Genomic DNA, 18263 nt, shown 5'->3' with positions numbered 1-18263 from the left:
GCCGGTCAGTGAAGGCTGCGCGCTTGCGCGACCATCGCCGCGATCTCGGCGCGGATTTCGGCCGGGGGCTCGGCCACCGCGCCATCTTCCAGCGCGCGCAGATAGGCGGCGCGCATGTTCGCAAAAATCGGCTCGCTGCTTTTCTTCAGAAAGGCAGTGCCGAAGATATGGTCATTGGCAAAAGGGAAAGAGGCGTTGAACCGCTTGCGGTTCACCGTGCGACGGATGTGATCGAGCACCGCCTCGCGCCAGCCCGGGCTGGCCGGGTCCAGCGCCGCAATCTGCCGCGCCGCCTTGATCCGGTCGGAATCGGCATAGGCGGCATATTTCAAGGTCTGCCGCAGGAAGGCATCATCCTTCTCGCGCAGAAGCTGCAGAAAGGTGTCGCGGCGCGAATAGGCATCAAGCCGCAGCCCCGCCGCCGCCATCTGCCGCGAAAAGCCGATCTCGCCGAATTCGATCGTATGCGGCTTGTAATCGGTCATCTTGTAGTCGCGCCAGAAGGCCTGAAAGGCCGGGTGATCCCAGGCGCTGCGGCGGATCAGGTAGAAATAGCTTTCGACATGGCTGCGTGTGCTCGGCCGCCCGCCGTTGGTGTCGTGGATCACCTTTTCGTCCCGCAGCAGCCCGCAGATATCGGCCGCGGCGAAATCGGTCTCGATCCGCGTCAGAAGGTCGGTCCGCAGCGGTGCCCAGACGCTGTCGTTCATCACGATCAGCCGCTCGGGGCACAGGCCGTCGCGGTTCAAAAGTCGGATCGCATCCTGATAACCGCCGAAATCATAGCCGAAATTCGGACGCTCCAGCAGGCTCCAGCACAAATCGAGCAAGCGGTCCCGGTCGGTGTCGGACACCGGGCAGTTGAGCACAAGGAAGGGCGCATAGCCCTCGGAGATCAGCCAGTTGCAGGTCGCAATCGTCGAGGCGGAAATGCCATCCGGTTGATAGAGCAGGAAAATCGCGATCCGTTCGCCTGCAGGTAACCGCCCCGCATGGCGCTTTGTCACGCGGTCGAAATCGCGCAGATAGGCCTTGCGGCGGGCCGGTTCGCGCAGGCGTCCGGGCAGCGCGGCAAGGGTCCGGGGGAGTTGCAGAAGCTGATCCTTGACGCGGTTCAGCTCGCGCTTGATCTTCCAGGCGGGGACCATGCTGAAAACTCCTTGAAAAACGGACCGGACCTGGCCCGGTTTACTGTCCTGCGGCGCGGAAGGAAAGCAAGCCGTGCCGTGCCAGCCAGATCAGCCGCCGGGCGTAATTCGCCAGCTTCTGCCGATAATGCGGCAAGCGCTTGAGTTTCGGGAATTTCTTCGCCCCGGCCATGGCGGTGCCGGTGATGAAGCTTTCGCCCCGGTCGCGCGGCGGCGCGGTGAAGGGCTCAAGCCCCATCAGCCTGATGTCATGATCGAAGAAGCGGTTCAGCTCGTGGTCATGGGCGCGGCGGATCGGATAGAAGCGCTCGGCCAGCCGCGCCGCCACCGCGCGTTTGATCAGATAGCAGCCGTTGCCGGTGAAGGGCCCCCAATAGGCCATCAGCGTGAAGGGGCCAAGCTGCGCCTGCGGCAGCCGCCCCTTGGCGCGGATGCAGGAAAACCGCAGGATGTCCCAGCGGTCGGCTATCGCCAGCCCCGCCGCCAGCGCCTGCGGAAACCCGGCGGTGAAGGTGACATCGTCTTCGCAGATCAGCACGATCTCGGGGCCGTCTTGCGCAATCTGGCGCCACAGCTCGACATGCGAAGCATAGCAGCCCATATGCCCGGCCGAGATCGGCGCCCCCATGTTGCGATGCCAGGCGGCCAGATCGGTGCGACCCAGCAATTCCGCCTGACGCGCGGCGCCGTCGATCCCCTCGAAGATCGTGTAGCGCATCCCGATCCGGGCGAATTCCTGCGCCAGCTGCGCCTGCCGCGCCGTCGCGCGGGCGAGCGAGATCACCTGAACCGGCAGATCGGGCAGGGGGGCGCTCACGCCAGATCGCTCCATTTCAGCTGGGTGTTGCGGGGCAGGGCGCGGGTGGTGCGCTTGCCCACGACCTTGTCGAAGTCATAGCCCGCGATCTCGCCCGAGCCGGGGCGGCGGGCCCAGATGTCGGCTTCGGTGATCAGATGGCCCGCGGGCAGGTCGCGGTCCGCCACGACAGACGCCCGCGCGAAGCGGTAAACCGGCTCTTCGGCCGGGGTGCGTTCCTTGGGGTTGCGCGAAGCGATCCAGATTTCCTTTGACCGATCGATCAGATGGCGCAGCTCGGACGGGTCCATCGAATTGATGATGTCGGGGCCGACCCGATAGCGCGTGTCGGTGTAGTGCCGTTCCAGAATGCAGGCGCCCAAGGCGACCGAGGCCAGCGCCATTTCCGGCCCGATCGAGTGATCGGAAAAGCCCACCGGAACGCCCGGGAAGGCGTCTTGCAGGTCTTTCACCCCGCGCAGCGACACGATTTCGGGCGGGCTGGGGTAAAGGTTGGTGCATTCCAGCAGCGCAAACTCGACCCCCGCAGATTGCAGGATCGCGACGCTGGCGCGGATGCTCTCGATCGTCTGCATGCCGGTGGACAGAATCACCGGCTTGCCCAGTCGCGCGATGTGGCGAATGAGCGGCAGGTTGTCCGCCTCGCCCGAGCCGATCTTGTAGGCCAGAACGCCGATGCTTTCCAGAAACTCCGCCGCCGCGCGCGAAAACGGCGTCGAGAGATAGATCATCCCCAGGCTTTCGGTGTAGCGCTTCAGCTCGATCTCGTCGTCTTGCGACAAAGCACAGCGCGCCATCACCTCCCAGATCGAGACATCGGCATTGGGCGGAAAGATCTGCTTCGCCTCGTCGGTCATCTCGTCTTCAAGGATATGGGTCTGATGCTTGACGCATTCGCAGCCCGAGGCCGCGGCCAGACGCACCATCTCCTTCGCCACGGCCAGCGAGCCGCCATGGTTGATGCCGATTTCCGCAATCACCAGCGGCGGATGCTCCGGTCCGATCTGGCGCGTTCCGATCTGCATGGCCTGTCCCTTTCGCTGGTTTCGCCGCTTGGCGATAGAACCCCGGGGCCGACCCGTCAAGCGGCGGGGGCCAGGCGAAGGGCGCCCGAAGGCGCCCCTGCCGTTCCCTCAGAACCCGGCCTTGATCTTTTCGAACTCGGCCAGCTGCTTTTCGCGCTGCTGCGGATCGTTCGGCACCTGCGCCAACACCGGCGCCTTGACCGGGCCGATGCCTGCGGTCACCTGTTCCTCCAGCGGGATCGTCGCCATCGCCTTCGGGCTGGAATGGCCGTAGCCGATATTGTCCAGAAGCGCGCGGGCGGCTTCGGGGCGCAGCCAGGAATTCATGAAATCATAGACTTTCGCCTCGTCGCCGGGGCCGTCCTTCAGGTTCACATAGCCGCAGAAGAAGGTGGCCGAGCCTTCCTTGGCCTCGCGCTGGAAGGCGACGGGGTAGTTTTCGTTGCGCAGGTTCGTCACGCCGTCGTTCCAGGACCAGGAAATCAGCACTTCGCCCGAGGCCATGGTCTGCGCCTGTTCGCCCGGATCGGCCCAGTAGCTGAGCACGTTCTTGTGCGCCTCGCGCAGCCAGGCGGCGGCGGCGGCGAATTGTTCGTCCGTCACCTTGGTCCAGTCGGTGACGCCGGTGGCCAGATAGGCCAGCGACCACACGTCATCCGAGGAATTCGGCAGGGAGATCCGGCCCTGATATTTCGGGTTCACGAAGACCTGCAGCGTTGCCACATCCTCGGCCGGGACCTCCTCGGGGTTGTAGGCGATGGCGGCGGCGCCCCAGTCGGTCGGGATGAACCAGACGCCCTTGTCATCCTTGAAGATCGGCGAATCGAGGAATTTCGGGTCGATGTCGGCCAGCGCCGGAAGCTTCGCCGGGTCCCAGGGTTCGATCAGCCCGGCGTCGCGGTATTTCGACACCATCTGCGAACAGGGATGGGCGACATCGGCTTTGAAGCCCGAAGCGACCTTCTGATAGGCCTCGTCGTCATCGCCATAGAAGGAATAGCTGGGCGCGTCGCCGTGTTTGTCCTTGTAGGCCTGATAGATGCCTTCGATCTCGAAACCCGCCCAGTCAAAGACCAGCAAGCCCGAGTCCCCCGCCTTGGCGGGCAGCGAAAGCGCAAGCGCGGCCGCGGCAGAGGCGAGCAGAAGCGACGTTTTCTTCATCGTGGCGTTTCCCTGTTGGATGTGGATTTGGCGAAACGCTAGACCGCGCGTTGCGCGCGAACAAGGGAATATTTCGTCGCCCTTGTGGCAGGGCGCCCTCTTGCCGAACCGCCGCCGTTGCCCCAGTTGGGGGGAATGCGTGATGACACCCCGATCCTGCTCTGGTTGCGCCGTGATTTCCGGCTGAATGACCATCCGATGCTCTCTGCCGCCGCTGCCTCGGGGCGGCCGGTGCTGGCGCTTTTCATCCTTGACCCGCTGGCCGAAGCCTATGGCGCGGCGCCGAAATGGCGGCTGGAACAGGCGCTTGCGGCCTTTGCCCCGGCGCTTGCGGCCTGCGGTGTGCCGCTTGTGTTGCGCCGCGGCGCGGCGCTGCCGGTGCTGCGCGCGGTGCTGGCGGAAAGCGGCGCGGGTGCGGTCTGGTGGAGCCGCGATCTGGACCCGGCGGCGATTGCGCGCGACACCGAGATCAAGACCGCGCTGCGCGCCGAGGGGCGGGAGGTGCGCTCTTTCGACGGGCAGGTGCTGTTTGCGCCCTGGGCGGTGCAGACCGGGCAGGGCGGTCCCTATCGCGTCTACACGCCCTACTGGCGCGCGGTGCGGGGCTTGGCGGTGGCGCCGCCGCTGGCCCCCGTCACCGCGCTGCGCCCGGGGCCGGTCTTGCGCGGCGAAAGCCTCTCGGCGCTGGGGCTGGGCCTGGCGATGCGGCGCGGGGCTGCGGTTGTGGCGAAATATGCCCGGGTGGGCGAGGCGCAGGCCCTGGCGCGGCTGGAGCGGTTCCTGCGCGACGGCATCGAGACCTATCAGGCGCGGCGAGATTTTCTGGCCGAGAACGCCACTTCGGAGCTGTCGGAAAACCTGGCCTGGGGGGAAATCTCGCCGCGGGTGATCTGGCATGCCGGGGCCCGCGCGATGGAGGAGGGCCGGGCGGGGGCCGAGACCTTCCTCAAGGAACTGGTCTGGCGCGACTTCGCCTGGCATCTGATGTATCACTTTCGCAACCTCGCCACGGCGAACTGGCGCCCGGACTGGGACAGCTTCCCCTGGGCGGGCGAGAGTGCCGCGGCCGAGCGCTGGCGGCGCGGCCAGACCGGCGAGCCCGTCGTCGATGCCGCGATGCGCGAGATGTATGTGACCGGGCGGATGCACAACCGGGCGCGGATGATCGTCGCATCCTATCTGACCAAGCATCTGCTGACCGATTGGCGCATCGGGCTGCGCTGGTTCGAGGACTGCCTGATCGATCACGATCCGGCCTCGAATGCGATGGGGTGGCAATGGGTTGCGGGCTGCGGCCCGGATGCCGCGCCCTATTTCCGCGTCTTCAATCCGGCGTCTCAGGCGGAGAAATTCGATCCCGAGGGCCGCTATCGCCGGGCCTGGCTGGCCGAGGGCAACCGCCACGCGCCGCAGACGGCGCTGGATTTCTTTGCCGCTGTGCCGCGGTCCTGGGGGCTTGCGCCGGGGGGGGCCTTGCCGGCGCCGCTGATCGATCTGGCCGCCGGGCGGGACCGGGCGCTGGCCGCCTATGCGGCGCGGCCGAAGGCGGGCTAGACCGGCTCCGGCCCTGCCACGATTGTATCCCGATTTGGCCACAGTTTTCTGTGATACCCTGCCTCCGGCAGGTTTCGGGCCTGCGGTCGGAGGTGCGAGATGCAAAAAGCTTTCTTTCGGGACCCCCAGATGAAGCTGCCCACGACGGCGAAGCTGTGCGGGGCGGTCGGTTTGGCGGCGACGGGGTTCGGGGTTGCGGCGCTGATCCCGGGCCATCTGCCGCCGGGTGCGGCGGTGCAGGGGCTGGCGCCGATGCTGGCCGCGGTCGGGCTGCTGCTGGGCTGGCGGGTGATCGGGCGCAATCCGGGCCGGGGCTTCGGCAAGGTGATCGAACGCGGGCTGCATGCGGCGATCTATCTTCTGCTCTGGACGGCGCTGTTTCTGGGCGCGTTGCAGATGCTGCGCAGCATGGTCCGCGGCCGCTACGACGGTCCGAGCGAGGCACTGCTGGACGTTCCGGTCCAGGCGATGCGGCTGGGCGGCGAGGCGCTGCAGCCTGACGTGCTGGGCGCGCTCTTTTGCGGCGCGCTGCTTTCCGCTATGCTGGCCGAATGGGCGTGGAAACGCTGGCACTAGGCCGCGCCCCAACCGCGGGCGGGGCGTCATGTCATTGAGCGAACTCTATTTCTTCTACGGCACCCTGGGGCATCCGCCACTTTTGGCGGCGGTGCTGGGGCGGTCCCCGGCGCTGCATCCGGCCCGGGCCGCGGGTTACGAAGTCCGCCATGCCTGCGATGCGGCGGGGATCGAGCTTGGCTATCCGCTGCTGGTGCCCGGCCCTGCGGGGGTCGAGGGCGTGCTGGCCGAAATCACGGCCGCCGAGGCCGAGGTGCTTGACTGGTACGAGATCGGCTATCGCAAGGAACGGCTGACGGTGACCGATGCCGCGGGGCGGCCGGTCGCGGCGCGGACCTATCTGCCCGAGGACCGGCGCTGGACACCGGGGCGGCTGTGGCGGCTGGACGACTGGGCGGCCCAAAAGGGCGAGCTTGCCACGCTGGCCGTGGCCGAGGTGATGGCCCTGCGCGGGCAGATCCCGGCAGAGGCCGCGCTTGCCCGCTATCCGATGATCCGGGTTCGCGCCGCCTCGCGGCTGCGCGCCGCCCTGCCGCGCCCGGCCAGCCTGCGCCGGACCCCGGCCGAGGGCGATGTGGTGATCGAGAGCCTGACCACGCCTTACGCGAAATTCTTCGCCCTCGAGGAGTATCGGCTGCGCCATCGCCGTTTTGACGGGGGGATGAGCCCGACACTGGACCGCGCCGCCTTCGTGTCGGGCGATGCGGCGGTGGTGCTGCCCTACGATCCGGTGCGCGACACCGTGCTGCTGGTCGAGCAGGTCCGCACCGGGCCGCTTGCGCGCGGCGATACGAACCCCTGGGCGCTGGAAACCGTCGCGGGCCGCATCGATGCGGGCGAAACCCCCGAAGAGGCCGCCCGCCGCGAGGCCGAAGAGGAGGCGGGCATCACCCTGGACCGGCTGATCCCGGCGCCCGCGCATTACCCCTCTCCGGGGGCGAAAACCGAATATATCTATTGCTTCATCGGGCTTTGCGACCTGCCCGAGCGCGGCCCGGGGCTGGGGGGCGTTGAAGCCGAGGGCGAGGATATCCGCAGCCACCGCATTCCTTTTGCGCGGATGATGGATCTCATCGACAGCGGCGAGATCGAGACCGGGCCGCTGATCGTGCTGGCGCTCTGGCTGGCACGTCTGCGCGAAGAGCTGCGCAAAACCGCCCTCGGGGCTTGAGACAACCCCGCTTGCCCTTTAGTCTTGCCCGACCGGGCCCATCGTCCCGGCACGAGGGAGAGACATGATCTGCAAGGACCTGGCCGCCGCCATCGGCAACACGCCGCTGATCCGCCTGAGGAAGGCGTCCGAACTGACCGGCTGCGAGATCCTCGCCAAGGCCGAATTCATGAACCCGGGCCAGTCGGTCAAGGACCGCGCCGCGCTTTACATCATCCGCGACGCGATCGCGCGCGGCGCGCTGAAACCGGGTGGCACGATCGTCGAGGGCACGGCGGGCAATACCGGCATCGGGCTGGCGCTGGTCGGCGCGGCGATGGGCTTTCGCACCGTCATCGTGATCCCGGAAACGCAAAGCCAAGAGAAAAAGGACATGCTGCGCCTGGCCGGGGCGGAGCTGGTGCAGGTGCCCGCGGCGCCCTATTCCAACCCGAACAATTACGTCCGCTATTCCGGCCGTCTGGCCGAGGCGCTGGCCGAGACTGAGCCGAATGGCGTCGTCTGGGCCAATCAGTTCGACAATATCGCCAACCGGCAGGCGCATCTGGAAACCACCGGCCCCGAAATCTGGGCGCAGACCGGCGGCAAGGTCGACGGCTTCGTCTGCGCCGTGGGCTCGGGCGGCACGCTGGCGGGGGTGGGTCTGGCGCTGCAGCCCAAGGGCGTGAAGATCGCGCTGGCCGACCCGGACGGCGCGGCGCTGCACAGTTTCTACACCACGGGCGTGCTGAAATCCGCGGGCAGCTCGATCACCGAGGGCATCGGGCAGGGGCGGATCACCGCGAACCTCGAGGGCTTCACCCCGGACATGAGCTTCAACATCCCCGATGCCGAGGCGCTGCCCGTCGTCTTCGACCTTCTGTCGGAAGAGGGCATCTGCGTCGGCGGCTCTGCGGGGGTCAATGTCGCCGGTGCCATTCGTATGGCCCGCGCGATGGGGCCGGGTCACACCATCGTCACGGTGCTGTGTGACTACGGCACCCGCTACATGTCGAAGCTGTTCAACCCGGAATTCCTGCGTGCCAAGGGCCTTCCGGTGCCCGCCTGGCTGGATGGCCGCGGCGCGACCGTGCCGGAGGTGTTTGAAGGATGATTGCCCGTGTCTTGCTGCGCGTCCTTGTGCTGACGCTGCTCCTTGCGCTGCCCGTCGCGGCGCAGGACGATGCCGAACCGAATTACAAGGCCTTCACCAAGGCTTCCTCGCAGGTCGAGGAAGCCGTCGCCAAGGGCGAGATTTCCGACGCCCGGCTTTCGGACATGCGCGCCGAGATGGTGAAATGGCGCACCACCTTCACCGCGGCGCAGGATACCAACGCCAGCCAGATCGAGACGCTGAAAAGCCAGCTTTCCGCGCTCGGGCCGCTGCCCGCCGAGGGCACGCCCGAAGATCCGCTGATCGCCAAGCGCCGCGAGGATCTGACCGCGAAACTGTCGAAACTGCAGGCGCCGGGGATTTCGGCGACCGAGGCCGCCAGCCGCTCGGATGCGATCATCCGGGCCATCGACAAGCTGATCCGCGAACGGCAGGCGGACAAGCTGCTGCGGCTGTCGCCCTCGGTCGTCAATCCGGTGAACTGGCCTGCGGGGGCCTCGCTTTTGCGCTGGATGGGTGAGTGGATCTATGAGGAAACCCATTGGCGGTTCACCCAGCCGGTGAATTACGAGACCGCCCGCGACAATGCCCCCCTGATCATCGGTCTGATCCTTGGCGCGCTTTTGCTTTTGACGCGGGGCGGGGCCTGGATGGCGCGGCTGACGCGCTGGCTTTTGACGAAAACCGCGATGCGCGGGCGCAATCTGATTTCCGGCATCGTCAGCTTCGGGCAGGTGCTTTTGCCCACGGTGGGCGCGGTGATGGCGACGACGGCGCTCGACAGGACGGCGCTGTTCGGGCCGATCCTGTCCTCGCTTTACCTGCTGGCGCCGGGGATGCTGTTTGTCGTGCTGCTGGCGCGCTGGCTGGGCTCGCGGGTGTTTCCGCCGCAAGCGGGCGAGGGGGTGATCACCCCGGGCGCCGAGGGGCGGGTCTATGCGCTGATGCTGGGTCTGGCCTTCGTGGCGTATCGGCTGATCGAAATGTGGGTCGCGCCCCGGGCCGAGGATTTTCTGGGTGGTGCGGGCGAGCTTGGCTCGGAACGGGCGGCGGCTGTGGCGGCCAAGGCCGATGCGGCGCTCTCGATGCTGCAGGTGCCGCTGCAGGTCTTTGCCGCGCTGGCGCTGTTCCGCATGGGGCAGCTGTTGCGTCGTCAGGGCAATGGCGCGATCCTGGCCGAGGAAGAGGATGGCGCCTTCCGGCTCAGCCTGCTGCGCTGGCTGGGCAATGCGCTTTTGCTGATCGCGGTGGCCGCGCCGGTGCTGGGGGTCGTGGGCTATGTCAGCGCCGCCAATGCGCTGATCTGGCCTGCCGTGCAGACGCTGGGGCTGCTGGCGCTGGTGATCACGCTGCAAAGCTTCCTGGCCGAGCTTTACGTCACCATCTCCGGCCCCGAGGCGCGGCGTGACGCGCTGTTGCCGGTGCTGGGCGGTTTCCTGCTGTCGCTGGCCTCGATCCCGGTTCTGGCGCTGATCTGGGGCGCGCGGATCGAGGATCTGGTCGAACTCTGGACCTCGTTCCAGGCCGGGATCGCGGTGGGCGGCGTGCGGATTTCGCCCACCTCCTTCATCACCTTCGCCGTCGTCTTCACCATCGGCTACACGCTGACGCGGATCTTCCAGGGCGCGCTGAAGACCTCGATCCTGCCGCGCACGACGATCGACAAGGGCGGCCAGAACGCCATCGTCTCGGGTCTGGGCTATGTCGGCATCCTGCTGGCGGCGCTGATCGCGATTTCGACCGCCGGGATCGACCTCTCGTCGCTGGCGATCGTCGCCGGGGCGCTGTCGGTCGGCATCGGTTTCGGTCTGCAGACGATCGTGCAGAACTTCGTCTCGGGCATCATCCTTCTGGTCGAGCGGCCGATTTCCGAGGGCGACTGGATCGAGGTTGGCGGCCGTCAGGGCATCGTGAAGAACATCTCGGTGCGCGCGACGATCATCGAGACTTTCGACCGCACCGATGTGATCGTGCCGAATGCGGATCTGATTTCGGGCGCGGTGACGAACTGGACGCGCGGCAACAAGACGGGGCGGCTGATCGTGCCGGTGGGGGTGGCTTACGGCAATGACACCCGCCGGATCGAGGCGATCCTGGCCGAGATCGCCCAGGCGCATCCGCTGGTGATGATGACGCCGCCGCCCTTTGCCGTCTTCACCGGCTTCGGGGCGGACAGTCTGAATTTCGAGATCCGGGCGATCCTGTCGGATGTGAACTTCAAGCTGCGGGTGCATTCCGAGATGAACCACCAGATCGCGGAACGTTTCGCGCGCGAGGGGATCGAGATTCCCTTCCCGCAGCGCGATGTCTGGATCCGCAACCCCGAGATGCTGCGGTCGGATTACGTGCCGCCTGCGGAAAAGACGGTGGTGGGCCACGGCACGATCGCGGTGGCGCCTGCGCCCGCGCGTCCCGAGCCGGGCGAGGGGATCGCGGTGCTTTCGGACAATGACGGCGCCGAGGAAGGCGACGATCGCTGAGACGGTCTCCAGGGTGATCTCCCCCCTTGCGAGGGGGGAGATTTGCCGCTAAACCCGGTCGCGGACGGGTGGCCGAGTGGTCGAAGGCGCACGCCTGGAAAGTGTGTAGGCGGGGAACCGTCTCGTGGGTTCGAATCCCATCCCGTCCGCCACTCGCCCCCGCGAAAGCGTTCTCCCGATCCGGCTGCGGCCGGATTTTTCCGTTGTATTCGGGGGTTATGTGGGTGTGGCTTTGCACTGGCGTCCTCACTACAGCGACCGAACAGGTTCTCTTGCCCCCGATATTCTCTGAACCTCTCGACTGCGCGCATTCGGTGTAGAGCCCGTAACCATTTGAAAATATAGGGTCAGTTCCTCACGCCACCTGAACACTTCGATGCCAGTGGCGTTTGTGGAAAGGAACAGAAATCCAACCGTTCTTTTTCCCTGCAGCTTCGCAAGCCCCTTCCGCCATTGAGAATTTCCGGAGACGACGGCATCCTGTCGGTGAAGGAGGCCATACATGGCGGAACCGGACCTCGACACCGATAATCTCGACGACGCGGCGCTGGCGATCCTCAGCCTGACCCTGCATGACGGCAATCGCGTCTGGAAAGGGATCGACTGGTCGATCACCGACCGGCTGCACGCCAAGGGGCTGATCCACGATCCCATCGGCAAGGCGAAATCGCTCGCCCTGACGGAAGATGGACTGGCGCGAGCGGAGTTGGCTCTCGCCAAGTTCTTCGTGAAGCCCCTGTCGAACGATCCAAAGAGGCGCGAACCATGAAATCGGCCGACGAGGAGCGCATCGCCGCCCGGCTGGCGAAGCTGATGGCGATGATCTGTGTGCGCAACACGGGGATCGAGGAATTGCACGCGGGGACCGTCCCGGTCACCCACACGGGCGATTATTCGGACGTGTTCATCACCGACGCCGACGGCCGCCAGATTCGATGGTCTGACGCGTCCCATCTCGACGACGACCAGATGCGAAGCCTGATGCGGCAGATCGTCGACCGGCTCTACACCTTTCACCTCAAGGCTGACGATCAGGGGTTCCGCGACCACCTCGACCGTTGGCTGACCGTCGCCGAACGATGGGACGAACCGAAGCTGGATGAGTCATTCCTTGCGACCATCTCCCGCGGGGAAGCCAAACTGCCCAGTTAGCCATTCGCGGTCAGGTCGGGCTTCGACGGATGGTCGCCGGATCCAACTATGAAACGGGTTCCACAACGGCCGAGTGCTTCGTGACAATGTCCTGAATTTCCGCGGGCTTGAACGCGACATCCCATGCCCAGTGGCCGAAGCCGCCCCCCGCGTTGACCGCCTTCACCCACTCGTTCAACGCGTCCCGCTTGGCCTTGTTCTGGGGGCTGTCGGTGCCCTTGATCTCAAGCGCCAGAATGGTGCCGCTGGTAAGGCGCACGAGGAAGTCCGGAACATACCGGCGCCGTGAACCGGCCCACATGTAGTAGATCTGGAACCCGAGGTGATCGTTCTTGGCATAGGCGATGACGTCTTCGCGCTTCTCGAAGATATTCGCTGCATGTCCCTCCCAAGACGAATCTCCGACCAGGTGGCTGATATGCGACTTGGTGGTCGGAAAGCACGGCTTGGTGGTGTACCAGGTCCGCATCTGGCCGGTGGCGCCGATGGGGTTTTCCTCGTCGAACACCGGCGTCAGACGCTCCGTGTTCTGCTCGGTCACGTTGCTCAGCACATGCTGAACGACAAGGTCGATGTTGAGCGCGATCAGAATCCGCCGCCGAAGCGGGTCGGAGTGGAACAGCGACGGGATGTCGAGGCGGTCGGAGTTGAGGAACGCCTCAACGATCCTGACCAGCTGCGCCGCCAGATACTCGTGGCTACCCGAAAAGCCGTGGCTGAGTTCGGCGAAGGCCTTCCGTGCCGCCTGAAAGACGAGACGTTGCAGGCGGAAGCCGTCTGGCAGCTTCTCGAGGTCGATGGCGGTCACCTTGCCCATGTCCGTCGCGCCGCCGAGCGCCGGAGCCAATTCCGCGCTGATTGGCGTGCTGGCAGGGTCGAGCACAAGCGGCGCTACCTTGCCCCAGTCCATGGCAAGTTGCGGTCTCACGACCGTTTCAACCCGCAGCACGTTCGGCCAGCGAAGTTCCAGATGGGCCCGCTCGGGCACGACTTCGATCTGCGTGGTCGGCTTGGGAGGCGGCGGAGCCTCCCCGCCTTCGCCTGTTTCCGAAATGGAAAGCGGCACACCGAAGACGTTGACGTATTCGGGCAGGAACAGGCCATTCTCGTCAGTGTCGTAGGACACCCTACGCAATCCTCGCCCGACGACCTGTTCGCAGAGTAGCTGGGATGTGAAGGCGCGGAGACCCATGATGTGCGTGACGTTCTTGGCGTCCCATCCCTCCGACAGCATCGCGACCGATATGACGTTCTGCAGGTCTTGTCCGGCCGCTCCCCGCTTCCCGACATTGTCCACGATTTCGCGCAGCAGTTCTTCCTTCTTCAGGGCGCGGAACTGTTGGCGGCGGGTCTCGGGGATGGTCGCGGCGTCGATGATTGCCTTCAGCCGCGCCTCGTAATCCTTGTCGGATGTCGCGGTCTCGCCGATCTCAGCCTTTTCCAGCACCTTGGAATCGACCCGGAGCGTTCGGGTCGGTGCGTGCAGTTCGGGCCAGTGCGCATCGCCCTTGTTGAAATAGGTCTCGATGCGGGCTGCGGTTTCGGTGCGGTTGCAGACCGTCAACATGACCGGCGGGGAATGATGCCCGGCCTCCTGCCATTGCGCCCGGGTTTCCCGCCAGTCGGCACCGAGCAACGTATACGCGTCCTGGACCAGCTTTGGCAGCGCCTCGTGCGCTTCGGCCTTGCGGTTCAGGTCTTCGGAAACGGTCGGGTCGCGGTAGATGTGGTAGAGCTTTGAACGCAGCGTCTTCGCATCCGGAACCGCATCGTCGCGGACGACCACGCGCGGTGTCTTCACCAGCCCGGCCTCGATCGCGTCGTTCAGGCCGAAATCCGAGATGATCCAGTCGAACAGAGCCGTATCGGTGCTCTTCTTGCCAGTCGGCGCGAAGGGCGTGGCCGAGAGGTCGAAGCAGCGCTGGATGCGCCGGGTTTTGTGGATGCGGTCGAGGCCTTCGATCCAGCGCGTCGCCTCGTCGAGGTCGATGCCATGCTCCTCGGCATGCTTCTTGCTGATCTTCACCTCGGGCGGTTTGCGATAGGCGTGGTGCGCCTCGTCGTTGATGACGATGATATCCTTGTGCGCCGCCAGCTTGCCCAGCACGCGCCGCGTGAAGGCCTCGTCGGACTCGCGCCCCTTCTTCACCACGGATCGCTCCGCTTCCTTCAGCGGCATCAGCGTGTGCCAGTTCTCGATCAGCACCTCAGCCTGGTTCAGCTTCTGGCGCAGGGCCTCGGACGGGCAAAGGTTGAACTCGTCATAGTAGCTGCCCTCGCTGGGCAGCAGCACCTGCAGCCGTTCCTTCACGGTCAGCCCCGGTGCCACGATGAACACGGCGCGGCTGAAATCCTTGTTCCGCTTCGGATAGGTCAGCGCATTCAGCACCTGCCAGGTGATGATCATCGCCATCACCGTGGTCTTGCCCGCGCCCGTCGCCATCTTGTTGCAGAGCCTTTCCCACACACCGCCATCGCCGGGGATCGCGATGCCCTGCTTGTAGGCCTCGGCGCCTTCGACCCACCATATCAGCGTCTCGATGGCCTCGAGCTGGCAGAAATAGAATGGATGCTGCCGCGCCTCACGGTCGTGCCAGTGCTCCAGTAGCTTGCGGGTAACGATGGTCACACCGGGCCAGCCGTCCGCGCGCCACTGATCCACGCGCGCCCGGATCGTGTTCACCAGGTCCAATACCTCGGTGCGCTTGGTGTTGTTGCGCGCGTCGAAGACCTCGTAGCTCGCCGGTCGCCGCTCGGGCTTGATCTCCAGATTGCCGCCCTTGCCCTCGACCCAATGCTGCGCGGGGCTCTCGAAGGGCGAATTGATGATGAGGGACATGGGCTTATCCCTCCAGCGACATGATCTTGAGCGACTCGATCCCGCGATCATCGACGATCTTGACCGCGATCCGGCGGTACTCTCCCGCCTCGAAGGGCAGCGAGACGGAGCCGTGGAACTGCTCCAGCAGGTCCTCGTCCAGCTCTGCCCGCACGGTCTTGCGCAGGCGGTTCCAGCCGCCCTTGGCATCTGCCATCGGGAAGAACACCTGATGGGGCATCAGCGAGCGGTTGTCGTAGTCCACGTCCAGCGACCACATGGCGATCTGCTTCGTGCCGCCCGAGACCAGATCGCCCTTGCGCGGATCGAAATAGTCAAAGCCGTTGACCTGAACCTCCCACATCCCGTCCTTGCGCTTGCGCAGTTCCACATCGGGCTGGCCCATCAGCCAGAACGACTGGTTGGAACTGCGGCCCTTCTTCAGATCCTCTGTCAGAAGGTCGGTGTTCATCTGTGCCTTGAGCAGCGTCACGCCCGGCCAGTTCACCTCGTCGATGTCCTTCGCGGCCTCCGGATCGAAGGTGAAGGCGCAGAACAGGATGAATTTCGGCGACGGGCGCAGGGTCTCGGCCTCGGTCAGCGCCAGTTCCACCTGCCGCTGCTCCAGCGCCGCGTGTTCGGGGCCAAAGCTGACGACGACGCGTTCGCCCGTCTCGGCCAGCGATCCGCTGGTGTGGATGTGCTTCAGCCCCGGCAGCGTCTCGAACTCGGCGAAGCGCAGCATGGCGCCACCTTTGCCGCGCACGCCGGTTTTCAGGAGTTCGTCGCGCCACAGCGCCTGGCGAGAGGTCTCGCCGGAGCGGGCGACGGTCTCGTTGGCCTCTTGCGGCGGGATGCTCTCGTCCAGCGACAGGACGGTCGGCGCCGGAACCGCCTCGACCGAGAAGGGCCCGCAGATGCGCAGCTTGGATTTGTCGATGCGCGGCTTGTCGTAGAGCGTCTCCTGCTCGGCATGGTCGGCGATGCTTTGGTCCATGCGGCGCTGCATCGCCTGACGGGCGGTGTGGAAAGCGTCAAAGGGCGTGCGGGTCGCCTCGGGCCAATCGTCGGGCCAGTCGAAGGGCACCTCCCATTCGTGCAGGGTGTCGCCCTTGGCGAAGTCCACCGGCTTGCCCTTGCGCACGCCCTGCGCGGGTTTGAGCGGCTTTGGCGGGGCGACGGTCAGCGCGGCGTTGAGGCCCTCCAGTGCCGCCGCGATCTTGGGGTGATCTTCGTCATGGATCGTGTCGATATCGGGGTTGTTGGCGATGCTTTTCAGCGTGATGTGCGGCACGGTTTCATAGTCGAATCCGCCGCCCAGCCCCTCATGCGGATAGCGGAGCGCGAAATAGTCGAAGCTGGCGGTCATCAGCCGCTGCTTGGCCAGCGTAATCGCCACGCGGGACGTGTCGCAGCTGATCCAGCGCCGCCCCCATTTCTCGGCGACGAAGGCGGTGGTGCCGGAGCCGCAGGTGGGATCGAGCACCAGATCGCCGGGATCGGTGGTCATCAGGAGGCAGCGTTCGATGACGGCCGCACTGGTTTGGACGACGTAAAGCAGCCCTGTGCCGATCTGCAACGACTCCCACCTATCCGAAATTGGTAGAACCGGGAAATCGTCGAGAAAACGCTTGTATCTGATCGTGCTCGCCCCGTCAGACACGCGACCAGCTTTGTGCAGCCGGACCATGCCATCCATTGTGGTCTTCCAGTGGCTGCCCGCGCCCGAGTCGAATTTCTTGCCAAAAAACTGCAATTCTTGTTCGTAACTGGATTGACCAGAACTGATAAGGCTCGTATGCCGAAAAATTCGGCCCTCTGGAATATCCGATTCTCGGTTGAGCTCCGCTCTCGTCAGCCGCCTTTCTTTGCTCGTGGGAAGTTCGATCTGGTCGTAGCGATCAGACGAGACATGGCCAGGAACCCGCTCAAGGTAGATCTGCCGATATTTTACGGCGTTCTTATCTTGGGCATACCAGACGAGAAAATCTACGGTGGTCGCCAGCAAGTTCCCAGCTTGGCTTCCGGTCTTCTGCACCTGAATGATTGAACAGAAGTTTTCGACGCCGAAAATCTCGTCCATCAATTCCCGAACATGGTGCAAATTCTCATCCGAAATCTGCACAAACACGGACCCGCTCTCGGTCAGCAGTTCCCGCGCCAGCATCAGCCGGTCGCGCAGATAGGTGAGGTAGGAGTGGATGCCGAGTTCCCAGGTATCCCGGAACGCCTTGATCATCTCGGGTTCCTGGGTCAGGTCGGCGTCTGACCGGTCCTTCACGTCGCGCTTGTTCGTGAAGGGCTGAAAGTTCGACCCGTATTTGATGCCATAGGGCGGGTCGATGTAGATCATCTGAACCTTGCCGCCCATGCTCTCCTTGGTCAAAAGCGAGTTCATCACCAGGAGGCTGTCGCCTGCCACCAGCCGGTTCGACCAGCCCTTTTCGTGGTGGTAGAAGTCCAGCGCCTGGCGCAGCGGCAGGTTCTCGAACGGCGCTGCGAACAGGTCCGGCTGCCGCCACTGCGTGGCCGCGTCCTTGCCCTTCAGCCGCTTCGCCGCATTGGCGAGAATCGTCGCCGGGTCCACCCGTTCGTGGACATGCAGCGAGACGGTATCGACCGCGACGCTGGTCCGCTCCGCCTTTCCCGTCCAGTTGAGATAGGGCGCCTGCAGCCGCTTCAGTTCCTGAAGCGCGTCGCGCATCTTTTCGAGATCACCGCTGGCCAGCGCCTCGTCGATGAGCCGTTCGATCCCCGCCCGCGCAGAGTCGAAATTCAGCACCGGGTCGAGATGCGGGTCGTAGGCCCAGACCGTCTTGTCCCCATCCGGATCGGTGCCGGCATGCACCATCCCGACCTCGGGGTTGTTCACCCGCGTCTCTCCGTGGCGGTAGGACAGCACCTGCACCGGCCCGTCCGGCCTGCGCGCGACCTTCTTCCCGGCTTTGGTCCGGGGCATTCGCGGCGCGGCCTCTTCGGTATGGGTCAGTTCGAACCCATCGTCCTCGTCGCCCTCATCCTCGTCCAGGTCGCCATCCTCATCGCCCAGATCGTCGGTAACGCGAAAAATCGACCCGCCACGCCCCTTGCCATGCCCCAACACGCCCTCATCGATCAGCGCATCGCGCGCGGCGATGTAGTCGTCCTCGGCCAGGTCGGGCATGTGCTCGCGTAGCAGCGCCAGCATGGCCCCGTTACCGATGGTGGAACCGTCTTCGGGTGAAAGGGTCAGGATCAGGTCGGAAATGTCGGACATGCGGCGCGCGAG

General features: G+C 65.3%; 13 protein-coding genes and 1 tRNA gene. 8 read left to right on the top strand and 6 right to left on the bottom strand.

Annotation, left to right across the window (positions count from 1 at the left end; translation table 11 throughout):
• Positions 1 to 5: 5 nt before the first annotated feature.
• From AC4PTB_RS14315 to AC4PTB_RS14300, 4 genes are all read right to left on the bottom strand, one after another.
• The gene (locus AC4PTB_RS14315; protein WP_492190547.1) at positions 6 to 1148 is read right to left on the bottom strand and encodes a rhamnan synthesis F family protein; all 1143 of its coding nucleotides are present in this window, start codon (positions 1146 to 1148) and stop codon (positions 6 to 8) included.
• 40 nt (positions 1149 to 1188) lie between these two features.
• Positions 1189 to 1965 carry a glycosyltransferase family 25 protein gene (locus AC4PTB_RS14310; protein WP_492190546.1) on the bottom strand — a complete coding sequence of 259 codons (777 nt, stop codon included), beginning with the start codon at positions 1963 to 1965 and terminating at the stop codon, positions 1189 to 1191.
• Positions 1962 to 2990, bottom strand: coding sequence for an N-acetylneuraminate synthase family protein (locus AC4PTB_RS14305; RefSeq protein ID WP_492190545.1), 1029 nt, complete (start codon positions 2988 to 2990; stop codon positions 1962 to 1964). The genes AC4PTB_RS14310 and AC4PTB_RS14305 overlap by 4 nt, the downstream gene beginning before the upstream one ends.
• Positions 2991 to 3098: 108 nt before the next feature.
• Complete coding sequence (locus AC4PTB_RS14300; protein WP_492190544.1) at positions 3099 to 4151, bottom strand: extracellular solute-binding protein; 1053 nt, start codon at positions 4149 to 4151, stop codon at positions 3099 to 3101.
• 135 nt (positions 4152 to 4286) lie between these two features.
• Here AC4PTB_RS14300 and AC4PTB_RS14295 point away from each other — a divergent pair, with 135 nt between their 5' ends.
• From AC4PTB_RS14295 to AC4PTB_RS14260, 8 genes are all read left to right on the top strand, one after another.
• The gene (locus AC4PTB_RS14295) at positions 4287 to 5705 is read left to right on the top strand and encodes a cryptochrome/photolyase family protein (RefSeq protein ID WP_492190543.1); all 1419 of its coding nucleotides are present in this window, start codon (positions 4287 to 4289) and stop codon (positions 5703 to 5705) included.
• A gap of 129 nt (positions 5706 to 5834) precedes the next feature.
• On the top strand, positions 5835 to 6281 hold the full coding sequence (locus AC4PTB_RS14290; RefSeq protein ID WP_492190542.1) for a TrgA family protein: 447 nt from the start codon (positions 5835 to 5837) through the stop codon (positions 6279 to 6281).
• 28 nt (positions 6282 to 6309) lie between these two features.
• The gene (locus tag AC4PTB_RS14285; protein ID WP_492190541.1) at positions 6310 to 7452 is read left to right on the top strand and encodes an NUDIX domain-containing protein; all 1143 of its coding nucleotides are present in this window, start codon (positions 6310 to 6312) and stop codon (positions 7450 to 7452) included.
• Between the two features lie 64 nt (positions 7453 to 7516).
• Positions 7517 to 8545: a cysteine synthase A gene (locus AC4PTB_RS14280; protein ID WP_492190540.1), complete on the top strand. Its 1029-nt coding sequence runs from the start codon at positions 7517 to 7519 to the stop codon at positions 8543 to 8545.
• Positions 8542 to 11025: a DUF3772 domain-containing protein gene (locus AC4PTB_RS14275; protein ID WP_492190539.1), complete on the top strand. Its 2484-nt coding sequence runs from the start codon at positions 8542 to 8544 to the stop codon at positions 11023 to 11025. The genes AC4PTB_RS14280 and AC4PTB_RS14275 overlap by 4 nt, the downstream gene beginning before the upstream one ends.
• A gap of 62 nt (positions 11026 to 11087) precedes the next feature.
• A tRNA-Ser gene (locus AC4PTB_RS14270) sits at positions 11088 to 11177 on the top strand.
• Positions 11178 to 11527: 350 nt separating this feature from the next.
• Positions 11528 to 11794 (top strand): DUF6429 family protein, encoded by a 267-nt coding sequence (locus tag AC4PTB_RS14265; RefSeq protein ID WP_492190538.1) that lies wholly within the window; start codon positions 11528 to 11530, stop codon positions 11792 to 11794.
• On the top strand, positions 11791 to 12177 hold the full coding sequence (locus AC4PTB_RS14260) for a hypothetical protein (RefSeq protein WP_492190537.1): 387 nt from the start codon (positions 11791 to 11793) through the stop codon (positions 12175 to 12177). Before AC4PTB_RS14265 ends, AC4PTB_RS14260 begins: the two co-directional genes overlap by 4 nt.
• 46 nt (positions 12178 to 12223) lie before the next feature.
• Here AC4PTB_RS14260 and AC4PTB_RS14255 read toward each other — a convergent pair whose 3' ends face one another.
• Complete coding sequence (locus AC4PTB_RS14255; protein WP_492190536.1) at positions 12224 to 15016, bottom strand: BPTD_3080 family restriction endonuclease; 2793 nt, start codon at positions 15014 to 15016, stop codon at positions 12224 to 12226.
• Positions 15017 to 15020: 4 nt separating this feature from the next.
• On the bottom strand, positions 15021 to 18251 hold the full coding sequence (locus AC4PTB_RS14250) for a site-specific DNA-methyltransferase (protein WP_492190535.1): 3231 nt from the start codon (positions 18249 to 18251) through the stop codon (positions 15021 to 15023).
• Positions 18252 to 18263 lie beyond the last annotated feature (12 nt).

It is taken from the genome of Rhodobacter sp. 4.3.4 (assembly GCF_058724655.1).
Note: the sequence above shows the minus strand (reverse complement) of the source record. Positions and strands in the feature narration are given on the sequence as shown.

Excerpts from the sequence above, each read along its gene's own strand:
- AC4PTB_RS14315 (WP_492190547.1), bottom strand. The coding sequence starts at position 1,148 with ATGGTCCCCGCCTGGAAGATCAAGCGCGAGCTGAACCGCGTCAAGGAT.
- AC4PTB_RS14305 (WP_492190545.1), bottom strand. The coding sequence starts at position 2,990 with ATGCAGATCGGAACGCGCCAGATCGGACCGGAGCATCCGCCGCTGGTG.
- AC4PTB_RS14300 (WP_492190544.1), bottom strand. The coding sequence starts at position 4,151 with ATGAAGAAAACGTCGCTTCTGCTCGCCTCTGCCGCGGCCGCGCTTGCG.
- AC4PTB_RS14295 (WP_492190543.1), top strand. The coding sequence starts at position 4,287 with ATGCGTGATGACACCCCGATCCTGCTCTGGTTGCGCCGTGATTTCCGG.
- AC4PTB_RS14290 (WP_492190542.1), top strand. The coding sequence starts at position 5,835 with ATGAAGCTGCCCACGACGGCGAAGCTGTGCGGGGCGGTCGGTTTGGCG.
- AC4PTB_RS14285 (WP_492190541.1), top strand. The coding sequence starts at position 6,310 with ATGTCATTGAGCGAACTCTATTTCTTCTACGGCACCCTGGGGCATCCG.
- AC4PTB_RS14280 (WP_492190540.1), top strand. The coding sequence starts at position 7,517 with ATGATCTGCAAGGACCTGGCCGCCGCCATCGGCAACACGCCGCTGATC.
- AC4PTB_RS14275 (WP_492190539.1), top strand. The coding sequence starts at position 8,542 with ATGATTGCCCGTGTCTTGCTGCGCGTCCTTGTGCTGACGCTGCTCCTT.
- AC4PTB_RS14265 (WP_492190538.1), top strand. The coding sequence starts at position 11,528 with ATGGCGGAACCGGACCTCGACACCGATAATCTCGACGACGCGGCGCTG.
- AC4PTB_RS14260 (WP_492190537.1), top strand. The coding sequence starts at position 11,791 with ATGAAATCGGCCGACGAGGAGCGCATCGCCGCCCGGCTGGCGAAGCTG.
- AC4PTB_RS14255 (WP_492190536.1), bottom strand. The coding sequence starts at position 15,016 with ATGTCCCTCATCATCAATTCGCCCTTCGAGAGCCCCGCGCAGCATTGG.
- AC4PTB_RS14250 (WP_492190535.1), bottom strand. The coding sequence starts at position 18,251 with ATGTCCGACATTTCCGACCTGATCCTGACCCTTTCACCCGAAGACGGT.